Genomic DNA, 20,815 nt, shown 5'->3' with positions numbered 1-20,815 from the left:
ACCCCCGGGGCACAATTGTCGGTATGCGTTTTTTCAAGGATCTGAGCCTCTCGGCTTTTACCGCGGGCTTTGTCGCGGTGCTCGTGGGTTTCACGAGTTCGGTGGCGATCGTGTTCCAGGCCGCGCAGGCTTTTGGCGCCACGCCGGAGATGATTTCCTCTTGGATGTGGGCGCTGGGCCTCGGCATGGGGCTGGCGTCCGCGCTGCCCTCGCTGTGGTGGCGCAAGCCGGTCATGATCGCCTGGAGCACGCCCGGCGCGGCGGTGCTGGCGGTGGCGGGGGCAGGCTACGGCATGAACGAGGCGGTCGGCGCCTTCATCGTCTGCGCGCTGCTCATGACCCTCGCGGGTGCAACCGGCTGGTTCGAGCGCGTGATGAACAAGATTCCGATGGCCCTGGCCTCGGCGCTGCTGGCCGGCGTGCTGGCGCGCTTCGGGCTGCAGGCTTTCGTTGCTGCGCAGACGGCCTTGCCGCTGGTGCTGCTGATGCTCGGCACCTACCTGCTCGGCAAGCGGCTGCTGCCGCGCTACGCGGTGCCGCTCACGCTGCTGGTCGCCATCGTCTTCGTGGCAGCGCGCGGCGAACTCGCCTGGGGTGCGGTGCACTTCAGCGTGGCGATGCCGGTGTTCACGATGCCCGTATTCACCTGGCAGGCAGCCGTCAGCCTGGCACTGCCGCTGTTCGTGGTGACCATGGCATCGCAGAACCTGCCGGGCGTGGCCGCCATCCGCGCCGCGGGCTACGACCTGCCGGTGTCCAGGCTCATCACGATCAGCGGGCTCTTCACGCTGGTGTTCGCACCCTTCGGCGCGTTCGCGCTCAATCTCAGCGCCATCACCGCGGCCATCTGCATGGGGCGCGAGGCGCATGAGGACCCTGCGCGCCGCTACACCGCGGCGGTGAGCTGCGGGGCGATCTACGTGGTGATCGGCCTCTTCGGCGCGGCCGTCACGGGCCTGCTGACGGCCTTTCCGAAGGAACTGGTCGCCACCATCGCCGGCCTGGCGCTGCTGGGCACCATCGGCAGCGGGCTCGCCGCGGCGGTGCGCGATGAACCGCACCGCGAGGCCGCGCTGATCACCTTCCTCGTCACCCTCTCGGGCGTCACGCTCGTGGGCATCGGTTCCGCCTTCTGGGGCGTGGTGGCGGGGGCCATCGCCCTGGGCATCCAGCAACTCGGCCGCAAACCCTTCGCGGGCAAGGACATCCCTGCTGCCTGCAAGATCAAGCTCGACAACCGCACCGCCGACGAAGCGTCGCCTTCCAAGCCTTCCGTTTCCACCCCGACCGCGGGAAAGACCTCCTGACATGCACATCCTCTTCGTTGCCGATCCGCTCGAGCACTTCAAGATCTACAAGGACACCACCTTCTCGATGATGCGGGAGGCGCAGCGCCGTGGCCACACACTGTCGGCGTGCGAGCCGCGCGATCTGGGCTGGCAACGCGGCCGGCCGGTCACCGCCCGGGCGCGTGCGATCACGCTGACGGGCGATCCGGACGCGTGGTTCAGCGAAGACGCGATCCAGGAGCGCCCGCTGCATGGCTTCGACGTCGTGCTGATGCGCAAGGACCCGCCCTTCGACGCCGAGTACATCTATGCGACGCACCTGCTGGAGCAGGCCGAGCGCGAAGGCGCCCGCGTGGTGAACAAGCCTCGAGCCCTGCGCGACCATCCGGAGAAGCTCGCGATCATGGAGTTCTCGGAGTTCACCACGCCCACGCTGGTGACGCGCGACGCGGCCGCCGTGCGCGCCTTCCACGCCGAGCACCAGGACATCATCCTGAAGCCGCTCGATGGCATGGGCGGCATGGGCATCTTCCGTGTGAAGGCCGACGCGCTGAACCTCGGCTCGATCGTCGAGACGCTCAACAAGAACGGCGCCGAGACCATCATGGTGCAGCGCTTCGTGCCGGAGATCTCGCAAGGCGACAAGCGCGTGCTCGTGATCGGCGGCCAGCCCGTGCCCTACAGCCTCGCGCGCATCCCGCAAGGCACGGAGGTTCGTGGCAACCTCGCCGCGGGCGGCAAGGGCGTGGCCCAGCCGCTGACCGAGCAAGACCGCAAGATCGCCGAGGCGATCGGTCCGGTGCTGAACAAGCGTGGACTGCTGCTGATCGGGCTGGACGTGATCGGCGGCTCGCTGACCGAGATCAACGTCACCAGCCCGACGTGCTTCCAGGAGATCACCGAACAGACCGGCTTCGACGTGCCGGCCATGTTCATCGATGCGCTGGAAGCGTTCTTGAAGACGGCTTGACCGGCAGGTCCGGACGGACCTGCGGCGATCAGAAGTCGACGGAAGCCGTCAGGGTGAAGGTGCGCGGGTTGCCCAGGACGAGGTAGCCGGCGCCCGGATAGCCGCCGACCGATGCCCAGTAGTTGCGATCGGCCACGTTGTTGACGCGCGCACGCACCGTCAGCAGCTTTCCGGCCACTTCCGTGACGTATCGCGCGCCGATGTCCAGGCGGCCCCAGCCGGGCACGCGCAGGGTGTTCAGGTCGTCCGCGTAGCTGGCGCCGGTCGCGATGACGCGGCCATCGAGCGTGAGGCCCGGCACGCCCGGCACATCCCATTCCAGTCCGATGGTGCCCTGCTGGCTCGGCACGCCGATGACCTTCTTGTCGTTGGTCGCGGGGTTGCCGGTGTTGCGCTGCACGGCGTCGAGGAAGGTCACGCCGCCCAGGACGCGGAAGCCCTTGACCGGTTCGCCGAAGACCGTGAACTCGACACCCTGGTGGCGATCCTCGCCTTCGGCCACGAAGAACCCGGCCGTATTGCGCAAGGCACGCGGCTTCTCGATCGAGAACAACGCAGCGGTGGCGCCGAGCCCGCCGCCTTCGTACTTGACGCCGATCTCCTTCTGCTTGGCGACGTATGGCGCCAGCGTCTCTCCCACATTGACCACCGGGAGCCCGTTGACTTGCGCCGGCGCCGTCTCGCCGGGGGCGAGGCTCTCGATGTAGTTCGCGTAGGCCGACACTTCCTTGGTGACCTTGAAGACGATGCCGGCGGCCGGGCTGGTGCGGCTCTCGTCGTTGCCGGTCGACCGCACGTGCGTGTCGTAGGCGAAGTTGTCGATTTGCAGCGTCTGGCGACGCGCGCCCAGCGTGAGCAGCAGCGTGTCGTCCAGGAAGGACATGGTGTCACCGATGGCGTAGCTCGTCAGCCGCTTTTCCTGCGTGAGCGCGGGCGATGCCAGGTTGTTGCCGCCGCTCGCCAAGGGGCCGAACGCAGGCAGCGGCGAATAGACGGGGTTGTAGAGATTCGTGGCCTGCGTGTTGGCGAAGTCGAAGCGGTAGGCGTTCTTGCGCTCCGAGTTGAAGTAGTCGTACGAGGCCACGAGCGTGTGCTTGACCGGGCCCGTCCTGACGGTGCCGCGAATGCCGACCTCGCCAGTCTTGACGTCTTCGTCGGCGGTGTTGTCGAAACGGTAGGTCGTGCCAGCGCCGGTGAGCGCGTTGTCTACCGTGAGGTTGGCGAGTGAATTGGCTTCGCTGCCGCTGCGCATGCCGGCCGCGAACCAGCCGGTGACGTTGTCGCTGAAGTCGTATTCCCCGCGCACCGTGCCGAAGGTGTCACGTTCGTTGGAATAAGTCCAGGGCTGCGCCCAGTTGGTCTTGGAGTCCGGCGGCGACGGCACGCGGGTCACGCCGAATCCCAGCGCGACATTGGTGCGCGTCTGGTCGAGGCGATGGTCCTGGTAGCCGACGTCGGCGGAAAGGCGCGCATTGCGGCTGCGCCAGTCGAGGCCGACGGAAGCCACGTCGAGCTGCACGTCTTCGTTGTCGATGCCCGTGCCGCCGTTGCGATGGGCCGCATTGACGCGGATGCCGACGCTGTCGTCCGGCCCGAAGCGGCGCGAGATGTCGGCCGCGCCGTAGAACTGCGAACCGGTCGAGCCGCCCAGGGTCAGTTGCGTGAGGGGTTCGTTGGAAGCACGCTTCGGCAGCAGGTTCACCGCGCCACCGATGCCGTCACCGCCGGGCGATGCGCCCGAGAGGAACGCACTGGGGCCGCGAAGCACTTCGACGCGCTCGAAGAGTTCGGACGAGATGTACTGGCGCGGCAGGAGGCTGTAGAGCCCGTTGTACGCAATGCTGTCGGAGCCCAAAAGGAACCCGCGGATGAAGTACGTCTCCTGGAAGTTGCCGAAGCCGCGCGCCACGCGCACCGAGGGGTCGTTCAACAGCACGTCGCCCACGCTGCGGGCCTGCTGGTTCTGGATCAGCTCGTTGGTGTAGCTCGTGGCGCTGAAGGGCGACTCCATGTTGTCGAGCGTGCCCAGGATGCCGACGCGCCCGCCGCGTGCCACCTGGCCGCCCGCGAAAGGCTTGGCCAGACCCGCTGCCGATGCGTCGGCACTGGCCTCGACCGTCACGGTCGCCAAGGTTCCGCCCGACTCGGCCGCCGCTGCCGGTGCCGTTTGCGCCGTTGCTATCAGCGTCTGCAGCGCAAGGGTGGTGGCGAGTGCGACGGGACGAAGGGGGAAGCGGACTGAGGGCATGTGAGGCTCTTTTTTTGAACGGGAATGAGAATGGTTATTATCTTCGTCTGCCTGCGGACGAAGGTTCTCAGTCACTGGAAAAGAAGCGAGCGCGTTGTTTTCAAGCCAAACAGCGCGCCCGGCGGCGCCAGACGGGCGCAGCCCTCAGCCGTTGCGCTGCCCGTCCACGAACACCGCCAGTTCCTGTGGCGCGAAAGCCGTCCAGGTTTCGTTCGTGGTCAGCGGCGCCGTGACCACCACCGCGACCCGGTCGTTCGGCGTGGTGTGCTGGGCGAAGTCGATGCTCAGGTCTTCATCGGACAGCTCGGCCGTCACGAAGGGATGCTTGCGCTCCACGTACCAGAGATGCGTCGACGCATGCGCCCACAACGCCTGCCCGTTCGACAGCATGAAGTTGAAGGTGCCCTGGGCGGCCAGGCGCGGCGCCAGCTCGCGCAGCGTGAGCGTGAGTTCATCGACGCTCGGCACGTCCGCGTGGGACTTGGCCAGCTCCTGCATGATCCAGCAGAAGGCGTGCTCGCTGTCGGTGCTGCCCACCGGATGGAAGCTGCCGTGCAGACGCGGCCGGAAATCCTTCAGGTCGCCGTTGTGCGCGAACACCCAGTAGCGGCCCCACAGCTCGCGCACGAAGGGATGGCAGTTCTGCAGGTTGATCGCGCCCTGCGTCGCCTTGCGGATGTGCGCGATGACGTTGCGGCTCTGGATCGGGTAGCGCCGGATGAGCTCGGCAACCGGTGATTCGCAAGCCGGCTGGTGGTCGACGAAATGCCGCAGCCCGCGATCCTCGAAGAAGGCGATACCCCAGCCGTCGGCATGGTGGTCGGTGCGCCCGCCCCGCTGCGCGAACCCCGTGAAGCTGAAGGTCACGTCGGTCGGCGTATTGCAGTTCATTCCCAGCAACTGGCACATTTGGATTACCCCCAGGCTCGCGCACTGCGTGTCGCTCTCCACCCCCTTGCAGGGGGCGCTCCCGGCGGACCGGCGGAGCCGGATCCGCGGGAGCCTGCGGGGGCGGCGCGCTGCGCGCGGCCGGTGAGGGGGGTGATGGTCACGGTGAGGGTCCAGGTTAATCGACTGCGGGGGTGGGGCGGTTCTTGGGGGCTTGTTCCCGCAGTTGCCAAGCGGCGCAGATGGCCAGGGCGCACAGGGCTGCCAGCATGGCGAACACCTCGTCGAAGGCGGCGATGCGGGCGGGGCTGGTGGCCGCGTTGGCGAGCGAGTCGCCGTGCGCTGCAAGGCGCCATTCGAGGACGATGGCGCAGAGGCTCACGCCGGCGGCACCGCCGAGCATGCGCAGGAAATTGATGGCGCTCGCGCCTTGCGGGATCAGCGGCTTGGCCAGCGGCCGCATCGAGCCCAGGTTGAGGGAGGGCAGGATGAAGCCCAGCCCCACGCGGCCGACGATCGCGAAAAGCACCAGCAGCCAGATGGCGCTGTCGATGCGCAGCGCCATCATCAGCGCGAAGGAGGCCGCCAGCAGTCCCAGGCCGATGCACACCAGCAGGTAGGTCGGATGCTTGTCGGCCAGCCGCCCGACGCCCGCGATCGTCAGCGCCAGCACGATGCCTGCCGGCAGCAGGATGGTGCCGACGTGCGAGGCCGACAGATGCAGCCCGACCTGCATGTAGACCGGCAGCAGGTAGGTCGAGCCGAACAGCGCCGTGCCGTAGATGAAGGCCACCACGCTGCCCATCGCGAACTGCCGGTACTGAAAGAGCGCCAGGTTCATCAGCGGCAGGCCGCCCGACGCCGCGAGACGCTTCTGCCACGCGATGAAGGCGGCGAAGGCGAGGCCTGCGGCGACCAGCAGCGCGACGGCTTGCCAGGGCGATTCGCCGCGCAGTTCGACCAGCCCGTTGAGAAGGCACAGCGTGCCGACGGTGCCGAGCGTGAGCCCGCGCCAGTCCAGCCCGCCGCTGCGCGCGGCCACGACGCCGCCGGGCGCGGTGGTCGGCACGAACTTGTAGGCCAGCCAGATCGAGCTCAGGCAGAACGGCACCACCATGAAGAAGATCGAGCGCCAGCCGAACAGGTCGACCAGGATCCCGCCGATGCTGGGGCCGATGGCCGGCGCCAGCACCACGCCCATGCCGAAGATGCCGCTGGCGCGGCCCTGCTCGTGCGGCTCGAAGGCGCGCAGGATGATGATGGCCGGGATCGGCTGCACCACGCCCGCTGCCAGCCCCTCGGCCACCCGCGCGATCAGCACCAGCGAGAAGTTGTTGGCCAGCCCGCCCATCATTCCGCCCACCAGCAGCAGCACCATCGTGCCGACATAGGTGCGCCGGTAGCCGTAGCGCGACAGCAGCCACGGCGTGGTGAGCATGGACACGGTCATCGCGACCATGAAGCCCGAACTCACCCACTGCGCCCGCTCCTGGCCGAGCGTGAAGAAATGGCTCATGCCCGGGATCGCCACGTTGACGATGGTCGAGGACATGATCGAGGCCATCACGCCCACCATCACGGAAAACAGCAGCAGCCAGCGGTAGCGCTCGCCATAGCGGCTGCTGAGGGATTGCACGGGAGGAGTGTTCATGGGGCGAAGCCGGCTCGGGCCGTCCTACAAGGATACGGGCGTTTGGGCACCGCACCGACGTGCCGTGCGCGTCCACAATGGGTTTTGCTGTCCCGACTTTGACAAGAGATTGCCGCCATGGAACCCGAGAACGACAACAACCGAGACCTTGCCGTCGCCTCCGAAACCGAATCCGCCCCGTCCCTTGCCACGGAACTCCAGGCGCCCACGGTCAGCCGCGCCTACCAGTGCCAGTGCGGCCGCCCCGTCTTCCTGCGCAACAGCCAGTGCCTCGCCTGCCAGACGCCGCTGGGCTACGTCGTCGAAAGCCTCGGCGTGGTGCCGCTCGCGCCGGCCACGCACGAAGGCGCCGAGCCCGACACCTTCACCGTGTTCGGCGACACCCACGGCAAGGCCTACCGCCGCTGCGGCAACCTGATGACCGAGGCGGCCTGCAACTGGATGGTGCCCGCGCCGCGCGAAGGCGACGACCCCGCCTTCAACACCGACGGCCTCGTGCCCGGCCTGTGCATCTCATGCAGCGTCACGCGCACCATCCCGGACCTGTCCATCGAGAGCAACGGCAACCTGTGGCGCAGCCTCGAACTGGCGAAGCGGCGGCTGATCTCGCAACTGCTGGCGCTCGGCCTGCCGGTGGTGACGCGGCTGAGCGATCCGGTCCATGGCCTGGCCTTCGACTTCCTGAGCCACATGCCCGGCGGCCCGCACGTGATGACCGGCCACGAAATGGGTGTGATCACGCTCAACGCCGAGGAGGCCGAGGACGCCGTGCGCGAGCGCATCCGCGCGGAGATGCGCGAGCCCTACCGCACCCTGCTCGGCCACTTCCGGCACGAGATCGGCCACTACTACTGGGACCTGCTGGTCTTTCCCACGCCGTGGATCGACAGCTTCCGCGAACTCTTCGGCGACGAGCGGGCGGACTACGCCACGGCGCTGCGCAACCACTACGACAACGGCCCGCCGCCCGACTGGGCCAACCGCTGCGTGACCAGCTACGCCAGTTCGCATCCCTGGGAAGACTGGGCCGAGACCTGGGCGCACTACCTGCACATGGCCGACACCGCGGACACGGCGATGAGCTTCGGCGTCGACGCGCAGAACGTCGAACTCACGAGCGATCTCTTCGGACCGGCCGACCTCTGGCAACCCGAAGACCCCAACGCCGGGAAATTCCTCGATTTCCTGAACGGCTGGGTGAGGCTCACCAACGTGCTCAACGAGTTATCGCGCAGCATGGGGCAGCCGGACTACTACCCCTTCGTCCTGCCGCGCGCTGCGGTCGGCAAGCTGCAGTTCATCCACGAGGTGATTACGGAGCAGCGGGCGCGCGGCGGCTTGCCGGCGATGGTGTCCCACAATGATCTGGTTGCGCCGCCTGAGCCGGTCGAGCCGGATGCCGGCCCGGTCGCGGATGCGCCGTCAGATTCGGCCCAGGCGCCGGCGCCTCAGTCCTGAACCACCGCCTGCGCGGCACATCGCGCGCAGATGCAGGCGAGGCGGCGCTTCTCGGCGGGCACTCGCGCGAGCAGATCGGCGCTGAAGTCGGCTTCCATGCACCAGCAGGGCGGTTGCGCCTGACCGGTCTCGCGCGCGATTTCCATCGCGCAGCGGTTCATCTCGCCGCACAAGGGGCAGCGCGACGGATCAGGCCATGCCGATTCGCCCATCACGCGACCTCGAAAGCCGGCAGCTTCTTGTCGACCGCGATGTTCTGCAGCGTGACGTACACCGGCAGGCCGTCGCGGTAGGCCGGGTAGTCCTCGCCCTGGATCAGCGGCAGCAGGTATTTCCGGCACTTGTCGGTGATGCCATAGCCGTCCTCGGAGATGAAATCGCGCGGCATGAACTTCTCGGCATTCGCCACCGCGTCGAGTGGCGCTGAGCCGATGCTGTACGCGTAGGGCTCGTCGGAGGTGCGGTCGATGGTCGGCATCACCGAGTTGCGGCCTTCGAGCGCCAGCTCGACCGCGCGTTGCCCGAGCTCGTAGGCCTGGCGCACATCCGTCGCCGACGCGATGTGCCGTGCCGAGCGCTGGAGGTAATCGGCGACTGCCCAATGGAACTTGTGGCCCAGCGCCTCCTTGACCATCTGCGCCACGACAGGCGCCGCGCCGCCGAGCTGCGCATGGCCGAAGGCGTCCTTGGTGCCCTGTTCCGCGAGGAAGGTGCCGTCCGGGTGATGGCACCCTTCGGACACCACCACGGTGCAGTAGCCGTGGTACTTCACGAGCGCATCCACGCGTGCGAGGAAAGCCGGCTGGTCGAAGGGAATCTCCGGGAACAGGATCACGACCGGAATGCCGTGGTCCGCCGCCAGCCCGCCGGCGGCGGCGATCCAGCCCGCATGGCGTCCCATCACCTCGATCACGAACACCTTGGTCGACGTGGCCGCCATCGAGCGCACGTCCAGCGAGGCTTCGAGCGTCGACACCGCCACGTATTTCGCGACCGAGCCGAAGCCCGGGCAGCAGTCGGTCAGCGGCAGGTCGTTGTCGATGGTCTTCGGCACGTGGATCGCCTGCAGCGGATAGCCCATCGACTGCGACAACTGGCTCACCTTGAAGCAGGTGTCCGCCGAGTCGCCGCCGCCGTTGTAGAAGAAATAGCCGATGCCATGCGCCTTGAAGACCTCGATCAGGCGCTCGTATTCGCGGCGGTTCTTTTCGAGCGACTTGAGCTTGTAGCGGCACGACCCGAACGCACCCGAGGGCGTGGAGCGCAGGGCGGCGATCGCCTCGGGCGACTCGCGGCCGGTGTCGATCAGCTCCTCGGTCAGCGCGCCGATGATGCCGTTGCGGCCGGCGTACACGTTGCCGATGCGGTCGGGGTGCCGGCGGGCCGTCTCGATCACGCCGCAAGCCGAGGCGTTGATCACGGAGGTCACGCCGCCGGACTGGGCGTAGAAGGCGTTGAGGATGGGCATGCGGCATTGTCCCGCAGCCCTCCGCCGGATGCCAGTGCGCCGGTCAGCGTCCCGGCAGCCCCATCGCCCGCGTGATCACTTCTTTCATGATCTCGTTCGTCCCGCCGTAGATGCGCTGCACCCGGGCATCGGCGTACGCCCGCGTGACCGGGTACTCCCACATGAAGCCGTAGCCGCCGTGCAGCTGCACGCACTCGTCCATGACCTTGCATTGCAGGTCGGTGGTCCAGTACTTGGCCATGCTGGCGGTCGCAGTGTCGAGCTTCTCCTGCATCAGCAGTTCGATGCACTTGTCGACGAAGACCTGCGCCACCTGCACCTCGGTCTGCAGCTCGGCCAGCGTGTAGCGCGTGTTCTGGTAGGCGCCCACGGGCTGGCCGAAGACCTTGCGGTCCTTCACGTAGGCCACGGTCTGGTCGATGGCGGACTGGGACGCCGCCACCGCGCTGATCGCGATCTGCAGCCGCTCCCACGGCAACTGTTCCATCAGGCAGACGAAGCCGCGATTTTCCTGAGCGGCGCCGCCGAGCAGCGCATCGGCCGGCAGCCGGACATCGTTGAAGAACAACTCCGATGTGTCCTGAGCCTTCAGGCCGAGTTTTTTCAGGCGCTTGCCCTTCTCGAAGCCCGGCATGCCGCGCTCCACCAGGAACAGGCTGGTGCCCTTGGCGCCGCCGGCCGGGTCGGTCTTGGCGACCACGATCACCAGATCGGCGTGCCAGCCGTTGGTGATGAAGGTCTTGCTGCCGTTCATGAGGTAGCTGCCGTCCGGCTGCTTCAGCGCGGTCGTGCGCACGCCCTGAAGGTCGCTGCCGGCGGCCGGCTCGCTCATCGCGATGGCGCCGATCATCTCGCCGCTTGCGAGCTTGGGCAGGTAGTGCTTCTTCTGTTCATCGGTTCCGTAGCGCAGGATGTACGGCGCCACGATCTCGCTGTGCAGCGCGTAGCCGATCCCCGTGAAGCCGCGGACCCAGAGTTCCTCGAACTGGATCACCGAATAGATCAGGTCGGCGCCCGCGCCGCCGTACTCCTCGGGCAGCGACATGCAGAGAAAGCCGTTCTCGCCGGCCTTGTCCCAGACCTTGCGGTCGACGTAGCCCTGCTCTTCCCATGCGTCGTGGAAGGGAGCGATCTCCTTGTCCATGAAACGGCGGAAGCTGTCGCGGAAGGCCTCGTGGTCAGGCGTGAAGAGGGTGCGTTCGATCATGGTCAGGAGCGCTTGGGGAACACGGGTGCGCGTTTTTGCAGGAAGGCCATGACGCCTTCGGCGAAAGTCGGTTGCTCGATCAGCTCGCGCTGGCGCTCGCTCTCGTAGTGAAGCTGGTCCGGCAGCGAGTGGCGCTCCGACTGCTCCAGGGCCTTGCGGGCTTCGATCACCGCATGCACCGGCAACTGCGCGAGGCGTTGCGCGATGCTCGTTGCTTCCAGCAGCAGCAACTTGTCGTCGATGCAGGCCCAGATCAGCCCCCACTGCGCCGCCGTTTCCGCGCCGAGCTTCTCGTCGAGCAAGGCCATGCCCATCGCGCGCGCCGGTCCGACGCGACGCGGGATGAACCAGGTGCAGCCGAGGTCCGGCACGATGCCCAGCTTGGGCAGGAAGGGCAGGTAGAAGTACGCGCTGCGCGCCGCCACGACGATGTCGCATGCCAGCGCCAGGCCCACGCCCGCGCCGGCCGCGGGGCCATTGACCGCGCAGACCACCGGCACCGGCAGCGCGCGCAATTCCTCGATCAGCGGGTTGCTCATCGACTGCATCCAGTCGGCCGTCTGGTCGCCGAGCGACTTGCCCTCGACGGGCTCGCGCATCGTGCCGAGGTCGGCGCCCACGCAGAAGGCCTTGCCGGCGCCGGTGAGCAGCACGGCGCGCACGCTGCGGTCGTGGCGCACGCGCGCGAATGCCTCGCGCAGTGCCGTCTGCAGTTCGAGCGCGATCGGGTTGAGCTTGGCCGGCAGGTTGAGCGTGATCGTCGCGATGCCGTCGTTCAGTTCGTAGAGAACGGGGGTCATGTCACAACCTCTCCACGATCGTGACGTTGGCCATCCCGCCGCCCTCGCACATCGTCTGCAGGCCGAAGCGCTTGCCGCGCTGGCCGAGCGCGTTGACGAGCGTGGTCATGAGCTTGGTGCCCGAGGCGCCCAACGGGTGGCCGAGGGCGATGGCGCCGCCGTTCACGTTGAGCCGCGCAGGGTCGGCGCCCAGCGTCTGCAGCCAGGCCAGCGGCACCGGCGCGAAGGCCTCGTTGACTTCGTACAGGTCGATGTCGTCGATCTTCATGCCGGCTTTGGCGAGGGCGCGTGCGGTCGCCGGAATCGGCGCCTCCAGCATGATCACCGGGTCATGCCCCATCACGCTCATGTGGTGGATGCGCGCGAGCGGCTTCACGCCCAGCGCCTTCAGGCCGCGCTCGTTGACGACCAGCACGCCGCTGGCGCCGTCGCAGATCTGGCTGGCGGTGGCAGCGGTGCAGCGTCCGCCCTCCGCGATCAGCTTGACGCCGGCGATGCCTTCGAGCGTGGCGTCGAAGCGGATGCCTTCATCGACCGTGTGCATCTCGCCGCTGGCCGAGCCGTCGGCGAGGCGGATCTCCACCGGCACGATCTCGTCCCTGAACGCGCCTTCGCGGCTGGCGGCGATGGCGCGCCTGTGGCTCTCGAAGGCGTAGCGGTCGAGCGCGTCCTTCGAGAGGCCGTAGTTTTTCGCGATCATCTCGGCGCCGGTGAACTGGCTGAACTCCACGCCGGGATAGCGCCGCTGCATCGCGGGGCTCATGTAGATGCCGAGGCCGGCCTTGGCCGGCAGCGCGTTGGGCGTGAACATGGGCACGCGGGTCATGCTCTCGACGCCGGCCGCGATCACCGCGTCCATCGTGCCCGACATCACCGCCTGCGCCGCGAAATGCAGCGCCTGCTGGGAGGAGCCGCACTGGCGGTCGACGGAAGTGCCCGGCACCGATTCGGGCAGCTTCGACGCCAGCACCGCATTGCGCGCAACGTTGGTCGCCTGTTCGCCGACCTGGCTCACGCAGCCGAGGATCACGTCCTCCACCGCGGCGGGATCGATGCCGCTTCGTTCAACCAGTGCGTCGATGACCTGCGCTGCCAGGTCGACCGGATGCCAGCCAGCGAGCTTGCCGCCGCGTCGGCCACCGGCGGTGCGCGCGGTGGCCACGATGTATGCCTCTGCCATGGGATGTCCTTCGTCCGAGTAAGGGGGGCCCGGCGCGAAAGGCGAAGCGCCGTCGATCCACGACGGCGCGAGACCCGTGCATCCATGGCCGCGAGCGTCGATGGTTCAACGCCCGGGCGCTGGGGTCAAGCCGGGGTCATCCCGTGGGGCCACAGTCGCCAAGGCGACGTGGCGCGCTCCGGCCGCGCCCGCTCTGCCGCCACCGTGAGGCGTTCGGCGGTGAAGCGCACGCACGAGGGTTCCAGCGCGGCCACCAGCGCGCGGCGGTGCACGTCGCTGCGGAAGCGCTCGCCCTGCTCCAGGACGATGTCGCGCGGGTCGTGGTCGAGCGTGATCCACAGGCTGCCGGCCTGGCATTCGATGTCCACGTCATGGGCATCGGGCAAGGTGAAGATGGCTTTCTTCGGCAGGCTCAGACTGAGGCGTTGCTGGCGGGTGTTCATCGCAGGCTCCTTGGCATTCGTCATGAGAATGAATATAGTGAGCCGAGCCCTACGTGTCATACGGTCATTCGGAACTCGTTGCATGCATCCAGAGAATGCGAAGGCGCCCGCGCCGGCCGTCGAACTGCCTCCTTTGGAGCTGCTGCGCAGCTTCGAGGCGGCGGCGCGCACGCTGAGCTTCACGCAGGCCGCCGCCGAGGTGTTCCTCACGCAATCCGCAGTGAGCCGGCAGATCCAGCAGCTCGAAGCCAGCCTCGGCGTGCTGCTGTTCGAGCGCCGCCATCGCTCGCTGGCGCTGACCGAAGCCGGACGGGTGCTCCAGCGTGCCGTCGTCGAGAGCCTGGAGCGCCTGCGCGATGCCACTGCCAGGGTCCGGGCCGCGCCGGTGCTGCGGCAGGTTGCCATCACCACCACGCCGGGCTTTGCCTCGCTGTGGCTCATTCCCCGCCTCGTGCGTTTCACCGCCGATCACCCGCTGGTCGACGTGCGCGTGTCCGCGACGCTCGACGTGCTCGATCTGGAGCGCAGCCGCATCGACGTGGCCGTGCGCTTCGTCCCGATCAGCCGGGGCACCGGGCCGACGCTGTTCGAGGAGTCCGTGATGCCGCTGTGCGCCCCGCGCATCGCTGCCGCCTTGCATGCACCGGGTGATTTGGTGGAGCAGACCTTGCTCACTGTCGATTTACCCAACCATGCAGAGGCGCCCACGGCCGATTGGGAACCCTGGCTCGAAGTGATGGGCCTGGCCGACCTGCGCATGAAGAACACCATGCGCTTCACGCAGTACGCGGACGCCGTCGCGGCGGCGGTCGCCGGCCAGGGCGTGGTCATCGGCCGCCTGCCGCTGCTGCGCGAGCTGGTCCAGACGGGGCAGCTGGTGGCGCCGTTCAGCGAGGGCGCAGCGTCGCGGCGCGGCTATTTCATCGAGACCTCGCGCCGCGCGGCAAGCAATGCCGACGCCCAGGACTTCGTGCGCTGGCTGCGCGCCGAAGCCGAAGCGGCACAGAAGGGCTGAGGAAGGCCCACGGCCACGGCATTACAGTCGGGGCAACGCATTCGCCCCTTGGGCCCCGATTCCGCTGACAAGAAATCTCGATGACTCCGACTCCCGAAACCGTCCCCGCACCCGCCGCCGCCAAGAAGGGTGGTCGCGAGCGACAGAACGCCAAGCCCAGGAACGCCAGTCCGAACGCGCCCCAGCGTGCTCGCAAGGTTCATCCCGCCCTCGAAAAGCTCTTCGAGCTCTACCCCAAGATGTTCGGCGCGCGCTTCCTGCCGCTCAAGCTCGGCGTGTACCAGGAACTGCTGGCCCTGCATCCGGAGGAGTTCAAGAAGGAAGACCTCAAGATCGCGCTGGGGCTGCATGCCCGCTCCACGCGCTACCTCGAAGCCGTCGCGGCCGGCGAGCAACGCCACGACCTGAACGGGCAGCCCGTCGAGCCCGTTGCGCCCGAGCACGTGCACCACGCCATCCTGGAAGTCTTCAAGCGCCGTCAGGCACGCACCAGCGAAGACTTGCGGCCCAAGCTGCGCGCACGTCTGGTCGATGTCATCGAAGCCTCGGGCCTCACGCGCGAGGAATACGTGCTGGCCGTTCGCACGGGCGATGAGACTTCGAACGCCGTGCTCGACGAGGCCTTTGCCGAAGTCAGCGCGCGGACGGCGAAGCGCGAGGCGCTGCAGCGCGCCTTCGAAGCCAGCGGGCGTACCGTGGCTGAATTTGCGGAGATGTACGGAATGGATCCGGCCGAGGTCGGCCGGGCCCTGCAGCGCGCGCGGCCTCGCGCGCAGTCCTAGTCAGCGCCTCAGGCGCCTGCCTTCACCTTCAGCCGCCACGCATGCAGCAGCGGCTCGGTGTAGCCGCTGGGCTGCTCGACGCCCTTGAACACCAGCTCCAGCGCGGCCTTGTAGGCTGCTGAAGTGGTGAAGTTGCCGGCCATCTTCTTGTAGAGCGGATCGCCGGCGTTCTGCTGGTCCACCACCGCGGCCATGCGCTGGAAGGTCGATTCGACCTGCTCCTTCGTCACCACGCCGTGCAGCAGCCAGTTGGCGATGTGCTGGCTGGAGATGCGCAGGGTCGCACGGTCTTCCATCAGGCCGATGTTGTGGATGTCCGGCACCTTCGAGCAGCCGACGCCCTGGTCGATCCAGCGCACCACGTAGCCGAGGATGCCCTGAACGTTGTTGTCGAGTTCCTGCTGGCGCTCGGCATCGGTCCAGTTCACGTGCGGCGCGACCGGCACCTTGAGCAGGTCGTTCAGGATGTTGTCGCGCTCGGCGTTGGCGTCGATCTTCTCCAGCTGCTTCTGCACGTCGGCCACGCTCACCTGGTGATAGTGCAGCGCATGCAGCGTGGCGGCGGTGGGCGAGGGCACCCACGCGGTGTTGGCACCGGCCTTGGGATGGCCGATCTTCTGTTCGAGCATCGCGGCCATCAGGTCGGGCATGGCCCACATGCCCTTGCCGATCTGCGCCTTGCCGCGCAAGCCGCACGAGAGGCCCACCAGCACGTTGTTCTTCTCGTAGGCCTGGATCCAGGGCGTGGTCTTCATGTCGCCCTTGCGCAGCATCGCGCCGGCTTGCATGGCGGTGTGCATCTCGTCGCCCGTGCGGTCGAGGAAGCCGGTGTTGATAAAGGCCACGCGCGCGGCGGCTTCGGCAATGCAGGCCTTGAGGTTGATGCTGGTGCGGCGCTCCTCGTCCATGATGCCGAGCTTCACGGTGTTGGCGGGCAGGCCGAGCATGTCCTCGACGCGGCCGAACAGTGCGCTCGCAAAGGCCACTTCGGCAGGGCCGTGCATCTTCGGCTTGACGATGTAGACGCTGCCCGTGCGCGAGTTGCCCTTGCGCTTCAGGTCGATGGTGGCGATGGTCGTGGTGATCACCGCGTCCATGATCCCCTCGGGGATCTCCTTGCCGCCTGCGTACAGGATGGCCGGGTTGGTCATCAGGTGGCCGACATTGCGCACGAACATCAGCGAACGGCCATGCAGCTTGACCGGCTTGCCATCGGCGCCCGTGTATTCGCGGTCGGGGTTGAGGCCGCGCGTGAAGGTCTTGCCGCCCTTGGCGACTTCCTCGGTCAGCGTGCCTTGCAGGATGCCGAGCCAGTTGGAATAGGCGAGCACCTTGTCCTCGGCATCGACCACGGCCACGGAGTCCTCGAGGTCGAGGATGGTCGAGAGCGCGGCTTCGAGCACCACGTCGCTGACGCCGGCTGCATCGCCCTTGCCGATCGGCGTGCTGCGATCGATCTGGATGTCGAGGTGGATGCCGTTGTGCTTGAGCAGCACCGACTTCGGCGCGGCCGCATCGCCCTGGTAGCCGATGAACTGCGTCGGGTCCTTGAGTTCCGTGCTGCTGCTCTGCAGCGCGATCACCAGCTTGCCGTGCTCGACCTTGTAGCCGGTGGCGTTCTTGTGCGAGCCGTTCTCCAGCGGCGCGGCCTGGTCGAGCACGTTGCGTGCGAACTCGATCACCTTGGCGCCGCGCGCCGGGTTGTAGCCCTTGCCCTTCTCGGCGCCGCCGGTCTCGGGAATCGCGTCGGTGCCGTAGAGGGCGTCGTACAGCGAGCCCCAGCGTGCATTCGCGGCGTTGAGCGCGTAGCGCGCGTTCAGGATCGGCACCACCAGTTGCGGGCCGGCCTGCAGCGCCAGTTCAGCGTCGACGTTGGCGGTGGTCGTTTGCACGTCCTTCGGCTGCGGCAGCAGGTAGCCGGTCGATTCCAGGAAGGCGCGGTAGGCCGGCATGTCGGTGATCGGGCCGGGGTGCGCCTTATGCCACTTGTCCATCTCGGCCTGCAGGCGGTCGCGCTCGGCGAGCAGGGCGATGTTCTTGGGCGCGAATTCGCTGACGATGGCGTCGAAGCCCTTCCAGAAGGTGTCGCTCGCGACGCCGGTGGCGGGCAGGACGGTGTCTTCGATGAAGCGATGGAGTTCGTTGGCGACCTGGAGGCCGTGGACGGTGGTGCGGGCGGTCATGGTTCTTTTCTCCTTGAGAGGGTGCAGCCGGGGACTTTATTCGATACCTGGCTGGTGAGTAAGAGCCGAAACTGTGAATGATCAGTGACTTAATTGAGGGTAATCGCCGGTCTGGGCCTGGCGCGGACGTCTCTCGGCAAAGGGTACCCCTACGCCCCCGGGAGCGCCACGATGAGTCCCCGTCGCGCTAGACCTCGCCGTCGAGGCGCCGTGCGGCGGTGCGCACCGGTTCGACGTAGCGCTCGTCGTAGCGGTGCGTCGGCATGGTCAGCGTCACGGCCGCGGCCAGGCGGCCATCGCCATGGAACACCGGCGCCGAGATGCCGGCGAGCTCGGCCGTGCGGTCGCCGACCAGGGCGCAGTAGCCCTGCGCGCGGATCGCTTCGTAGAGCTGGCGTTCCTTCGCATCGCCCCGGCGCCCGGCCTGCGGCCCGAAGGCGATCAGGATGCGCGCGCCGGCACCGCGATCGACAGGCAGCAGGTCGCCCGCCCGGACGTGGTCGCGCACCACGTGCGGCGAATCGATGCGGTAGAGGCACAGCCGTGCCCAGCCTTCCCCTTGCTGCTGGCGCACGTGGTACGCGGCGCTTTCGCCGGTGGCGGCGACGAGGTTGCGCAGCACCGGCAGCACGACATCGTCCAGCGAGAACGAGGCCGCATACAGCGCATGCAGCCGCGCGATTTCCATGCCGAGCGCATAGCGGCCGTCCTCCTGGCGGCGGACCATGCGGGCGTGTTCCAGCGAGGCGAGCAGGCGCAGCGCCGTGCTCTTGTAGAAATGCGTGCGTTCGGCAAACTGTGCGAGCGTCAGCGCGTCGTCGCCGGGACGGAACGCCGAGAGCAGACTGAGCGCGCGGTCGACCGCCGCCGCGCCGCCGGGCGCTGCATTCAGGTCGGACACCGGTTCGGTTTGGGCTTTGCGTGGCATGGGCTGGCCTTGACAGGGAGGATGATCGCCGGTCTAATTCTGTTTAACGGAATGTAGTTCTACAAGGTAGAACTGTCAAACATCACTGCCCCAGGAGAGGAATCCCGATGACTGCCCCCGATGTCCTCATCAGCGAGGTTGGCCCGCGCGACGGCCTGCAGTCAGTCAAGGCCACCATGCCGACTGCCGACAAGCTGCGCTGGATCGACGCGCTCTACCAGGCCGGCATCCGCGAGATCGAGGTCGCTTCCTTCGTGCCCGCACGGTTGCTGCCGCAGATGGCGGACGCCGCCGAGGTGGTGCGCCACGCCATCACGCTGCCGGGCCTGACCGTGATGGCGCTCGTGCCCAACCGCAGGGGGGCCGAAGCCGCCCTCGCGGCCGGCGTGCACAAGCTGACGATGCCGGTCTCGGCCAGCGCGGCCCACTCGCTTGCCAATGTGCGCAAGACGCGCGAGGAAATGGTCGAGGAGGTCCGCGCGATCTCCGACCTGCGCCGCGAGATCGCGCCGCACGTCCGGCTCGAAGCCGGCATCTCCACCGCCTTCGGCTGCACGCTGCAGGGCGAGGTGCCGGAGGACGAGGTCATCTGGCTGGCGGCGCAATGCGTGGCGGCAGGTGCCGACGAATCCGGCCTCTCGGATACGGTCGGCTACGCCAACCCCGCGCAGGTGCGGCGCCTCTTCAAGCGCCTGCGCGCCGAGCTGGGGGACAAGGCGGGCGCGGCCCACATGCACAACACGCGCGGGCTCGGCCTCGCCAACTGCCTCGCGGCCTACGAGGAAGGCGTGCGAACCTTCGACTCCTCGCTCGGCGGCCTGGGCGGCTGCCCCTACGCGCCCGGCGCCTCGGGCAATGTCGTCACCGAGGATCTCGTCTTCATGTTCGAGGCCATGGGCGTGCGCACCGGCATCGACATCGACCAGCTCATCGCGGCCCGCGCGCCGCTCATCGCCGGCCTGCCGGGCGAACCGGTCTATGGCATGACGCCCGAGGCCGGCCTGCCCAAGGGCTTCGTCCAGGGTTTCCAGGGAGCCGCCCATGTCTGAGTCCACGCCACTGCCTTACGCGGGCATCCGCGTCGTCGAGTTCACCCACATGGTCATGGGGCCCACTTGCGGCATGCTGCTCGCGGACCTGGGCGCCGAGGTCATCAAGGTCGAGCCCATCGAGGGCGACAACACGCGGCGCCTGCTGGGGTCCGGCGCGGGCTTCTTCCCGACCTTCAACCGCAACAAGAAGAGCATCGCGCTCGACCTCAAGAAGCCCGAGGGCGTCGAGGCCGCGCTGCGCCTGATCGCCACCGCCGACATCGTGAGCGAGAACTTCAAGCCCGGCACGATGAAGAAGCTGGGGCTGGACTACGACAGCCTGCAGAAGCTCAACCCGCGCCTCATCTACGTGAGCCACAAGGGCTTTCTGCCCGGCCCCTACGACCACCGCACCGCGCTGGACGAGGTGGTGCAGATGATGGGCGGCCTCGCCTACATGACCGGCCGCGCCGGCGACCCCCTGCGCGCCGGCACCAGCGTCAACGACATCATGGGCGGCATGTTCGGCGCCATCGGCGCGATGGCCGCGCTGCGCCAGCGCGAACTCACCGGCAAGGGCTGCGAGGTGCAGTCGGCGCTGTTCGAGAACAACATCTTCCTCGTGGCGCAGCACATGATGCAGTTCGCCGCCACCGGCAAGGCCGCCGACCCGATGCCGAGCCGCATCTCGGCCTGGGGCGTTTACGACGTGTTCACCGTCAAGGACGGCGAACAGATCTTCCTGGCGGCGGTCAGCGACAAGCAGTGGAGCATTTTCTGCAAGGCCTTCGGCCTGGAAGAGATGCTGTCCGATCCGCGCCTGAAGACCAACAACGACCGCGTGATGGCGCGCGAATGGATGATGCCGATCCTCCGCTCGCATCTGGCGGAACACAGCGCGGCCGAACTCAGCGCGGTGTTCGAGCAGAACGAGCTGCCCTTCGCGCCCATCACCAAGCCGCAGGACCTGTTCGACGACCCGCACCTCAACGCGACCGGCGGGCTCGCGCCGATCCGCATGAACGACGGCAGCCAGTCGAAGGTGCCGCTCATGCCCTTCACCCTCGGCGGCGAACGGCCGGGCATCCGCCTGCAGCCGCCGCTGCTCGGCGAGCACACGGATGCGCTGCTCAAGGAGGTGGGCTATAGCGACGCGCAGATCGCAGAACTCAAGTCGAGCGCCGTCACGCGCAGCGAGTGACCCTAGGCCAGAAACCCCGCGGAACCGGCTTAGCCGGGCCGCCGGGGTTGCCCCCTGAAAGGGGGTGGAGAGC

At 67.8% G+C, this 20,815-nt stretch carries 18 protein-coding genes; 7 read left to right on the top strand and 11 right to left on the bottom strand.

The window, feature by feature from the left end; all coding sequences use genetic code 11:
• Window positions 1-23 precede the first annotated feature (23 nt).
• Window positions 24-1,307 carry a benzoate/H(+) symporter BenE family transporter gene (locus tag QTH90_RS11115; RefSeq protein WP_286664613.1) on the top strand — a complete coding sequence of 428 codons (1,284 nt, stop codon included), beginning with the start codon at window positions 24-26 and terminating at the stop codon, window positions 1,305-1,307.
• A 1-nt stretch (window position 1,308) separates the two neighbouring features.
• Window positions 1,309-2,259 (top strand): glutathione synthase, encoded by a 951-nt coding sequence (gshB, locus tag QTH90_RS11110; protein ID WP_286664612.1) that lies wholly within the window; start codon window positions 1,309-1,311, stop codon window positions 2,257-2,259.
• Window positions 2,260-2,287: 28 nt separating this feature from the next.
• Here the strand turns inward: gshB and QTH90_RS11105 are convergent, their stop codons facing one another.
• From QTH90_RS11105 to QTH90_RS11095, 3 genes are all read right to left on the bottom strand, one after another.
• The gene (locus QTH90_RS11105) at window positions 2,288-4,507 is read right to left on the bottom strand and encodes a TonB-dependent receptor (RefSeq protein ID WP_286664611.1); all 2,220 of its coding nucleotides are present in this window, start codon (window positions 4,505-4,507) and stop codon (window positions 2,288-2,290) included.
• 144 nt (window positions 4,508-4,651) lie between these two features.
• Complete coding sequence (locus QTH90_RS11100) at window positions 4,652-5,416, bottom strand: class II glutamine amidotransferase (protein ID WP_286664610.1); 765 nt, start codon at window positions 5,414-5,416, stop codon at window positions 4,652-4,654.
• Between the two features lie 157 nt (window positions 5,417-5,573).
• Entirely contained in the window at window positions 5,574-7,046 is a 1,473-nt protein-coding gene (locus QTH90_RS11095; protein ID WP_286664609.1) for a DHA2 family efflux MFS transporter permease subunit, read from the bottom strand.
• A 117-nt stretch (window positions 7,047-7,163) separates the two neighbouring features.
• Here QTH90_RS11095 and QTH90_RS11090 point away from each other — a divergent pair, with 117 nt between their 5' ends.
• Window positions 7,164-8,504 (top strand): zinc-binding metallopeptidase family protein, encoded by a 1,341-nt coding sequence (locus QTH90_RS11090; RefSeq protein ID WP_286664608.1) that lies wholly within the window; start codon window positions 7,164-7,166, stop codon window positions 8,502-8,504.
• On the opposite strand, the gene QTH90_RS11085 is transcribed toward QTH90_RS11090, so the two are convergent.
• The 6 genes from QTH90_RS11085 to QTH90_RS11060 all read right to left on the bottom strand — a co-directional run bounded on the left by QTH90_RS11085 (window position 8,495) and on the right by QTH90_RS11060 (window position 13,602).
• Window positions 8,495-8,716 carry a cysteine-rich CWC family protein gene (locus tag QTH90_RS11085; protein ID WP_286664607.1) on the bottom strand — a complete coding sequence of 74 codons (222 nt, stop codon included), beginning with the start codon at window positions 8,714-8,716 and terminating at the stop codon, window positions 8,495-8,497. The genes QTH90_RS11090 and QTH90_RS11085 overlap by 10 nt on opposite strands.
• On the bottom strand, window positions 8,716-9,972 hold the full coding sequence (locus QTH90_RS11080; RefSeq protein ID WP_286664606.1) for a 6-phosphofructokinase: 1,257 nt from the start codon (window positions 9,970-9,972) through the stop codon (window positions 8,716-8,718). Before QTH90_RS11080 ends, QTH90_RS11085 begins: the two co-directional genes overlap by 1 nt.
• A 43-nt stretch (window positions 9,973-10,015) precedes the next feature.
• Window positions 10,016-11,179: an acyl-CoA dehydrogenase family protein gene (locus QTH90_RS11075; protein WP_286664605.1), complete on the bottom strand. Its 1,164-nt coding sequence runs from the start codon at window positions 11,177-11,179 to the stop codon at window positions 10,016-10,018.
• A 2-nt stretch (window positions 11,180-11,181) separates the two neighbouring features.
• Window positions 11,182-11,979, bottom strand: a complete 798-nt coding sequence (locus QTH90_RS11070) for an enoyl-CoA hydratase-related protein (RefSeq protein ID WP_286664604.1) — start codon at window positions 11,977-11,979, stop codon at window positions 11,182-11,184.
• Window position 11,980: 1 nt separating this feature from the next.
• A complete protein-coding gene (locus QTH90_RS11065) occupies window positions 11,981-13,159 on the bottom strand; it encodes an acetyl-CoA C-acetyltransferase (protein ID WP_286664603.1) in 1,179 nt (392 codons plus the stop codon).
• Window positions 13,160-13,284: 125 nt separating this feature from the next.
• Window positions 13,285-13,602, bottom strand: a complete 318-nt coding sequence (locus tag QTH90_RS11060) for a DUF2917 domain-containing protein (protein WP_286664602.1) — start codon at window positions 13,600-13,602, stop codon at window positions 13,285-13,287.
• Between the two features lie 82 nt (window positions 13,603-13,684).
• On the opposite strand from QTH90_RS11060, the gene QTH90_RS11055 reads away from it, so the two are divergent.
• Together QTH90_RS11055 and QTH90_RS11050 are read left to right on the top strand one after the other, a co-directional pair.
• Window positions 13,685-14,617, top strand: coding sequence for a LysR substrate-binding domain-containing protein (locus tag QTH90_RS11055; RefSeq protein ID WP_286664601.1), 933 nt, complete (start codon window positions 13,685-13,687; stop codon window positions 14,615-14,617).
• Window positions 14,618-14,697: 80 nt separating this feature from the next.
• Window positions 14,698-15,399 carry a ProQ/FINO family protein gene (locus tag QTH90_RS11050; protein WP_286664600.1) on the top strand — a complete coding sequence of 234 codons (702 nt, stop codon included), beginning with the start codon at window positions 14,698-14,700 and terminating at the stop codon, window positions 15,397-15,399.
• Window positions 15,400-15,407: 8 nt separating this feature from the next.
• On the opposite strand, the gene QTH90_RS11045 is transcribed toward QTH90_RS11050, so the two are convergent.
• Together QTH90_RS11045 and QTH90_RS11040 are read right to left on the bottom strand one after the other, a co-directional pair.
• The gene (locus QTH90_RS11045; protein WP_286664599.1) at window positions 15,408-17,582 is read right to left on the bottom strand and encodes a malate synthase G; all 2,175 of its coding nucleotides are present in this window, start codon (window positions 17,580-17,582) and stop codon (window positions 15,408-15,410) included.
• Between the two features lie 187 nt (window positions 17,583-17,769).
• Window positions 17,770-18,510, bottom strand: a complete 741-nt coding sequence (locus QTH90_RS11040; protein ID WP_286664598.1) for an IclR family transcriptional regulator — start codon at window positions 18,508-18,510, stop codon at window positions 17,770-17,772.
• 107 nt (window positions 18,511-18,617) lie between these two features.
• Between QTH90_RS11040 and QTH90_RS11035 the strand changes: the two genes are divergently transcribed.
• Together QTH90_RS11035 and QTH90_RS11030 are read left to right on the top strand one after the other, a co-directional pair.
• Complete coding sequence (locus tag QTH90_RS11035; RefSeq protein ID WP_286664597.1) at window positions 18,618-19,559, top strand: hydroxymethylglutaryl-CoA lyase; 942 nt, start codon at window positions 18,618-18,620, stop codon at window positions 19,557-19,559.
• Window positions 19,552-20,742, top strand: coding sequence for a CaiB/BaiF CoA transferase family protein (locus QTH90_RS11030; protein ID WP_286664596.1), 1,191 nt, complete (start codon window positions 19,552-19,554; stop codon window positions 20,740-20,742). Before QTH90_RS11035 ends, QTH90_RS11030 begins: the two co-directional genes overlap by 8 nt.
• Window positions 20,743-20,815 lie beyond the last annotated feature (73 nt).

Source organism: Variovorax flavidus (assembly GCF_030317145.1).
GTDB lineage: Bacteria > Pseudomonadota > Gammaproteobacteria > Burkholderiales > Burkholderiaceae_C > Variovorax > Variovorax flavidus.
Note: the sequence above shows the minus strand (reverse complement) of the source record. Positions and strands in the feature narration are given on the sequence as shown.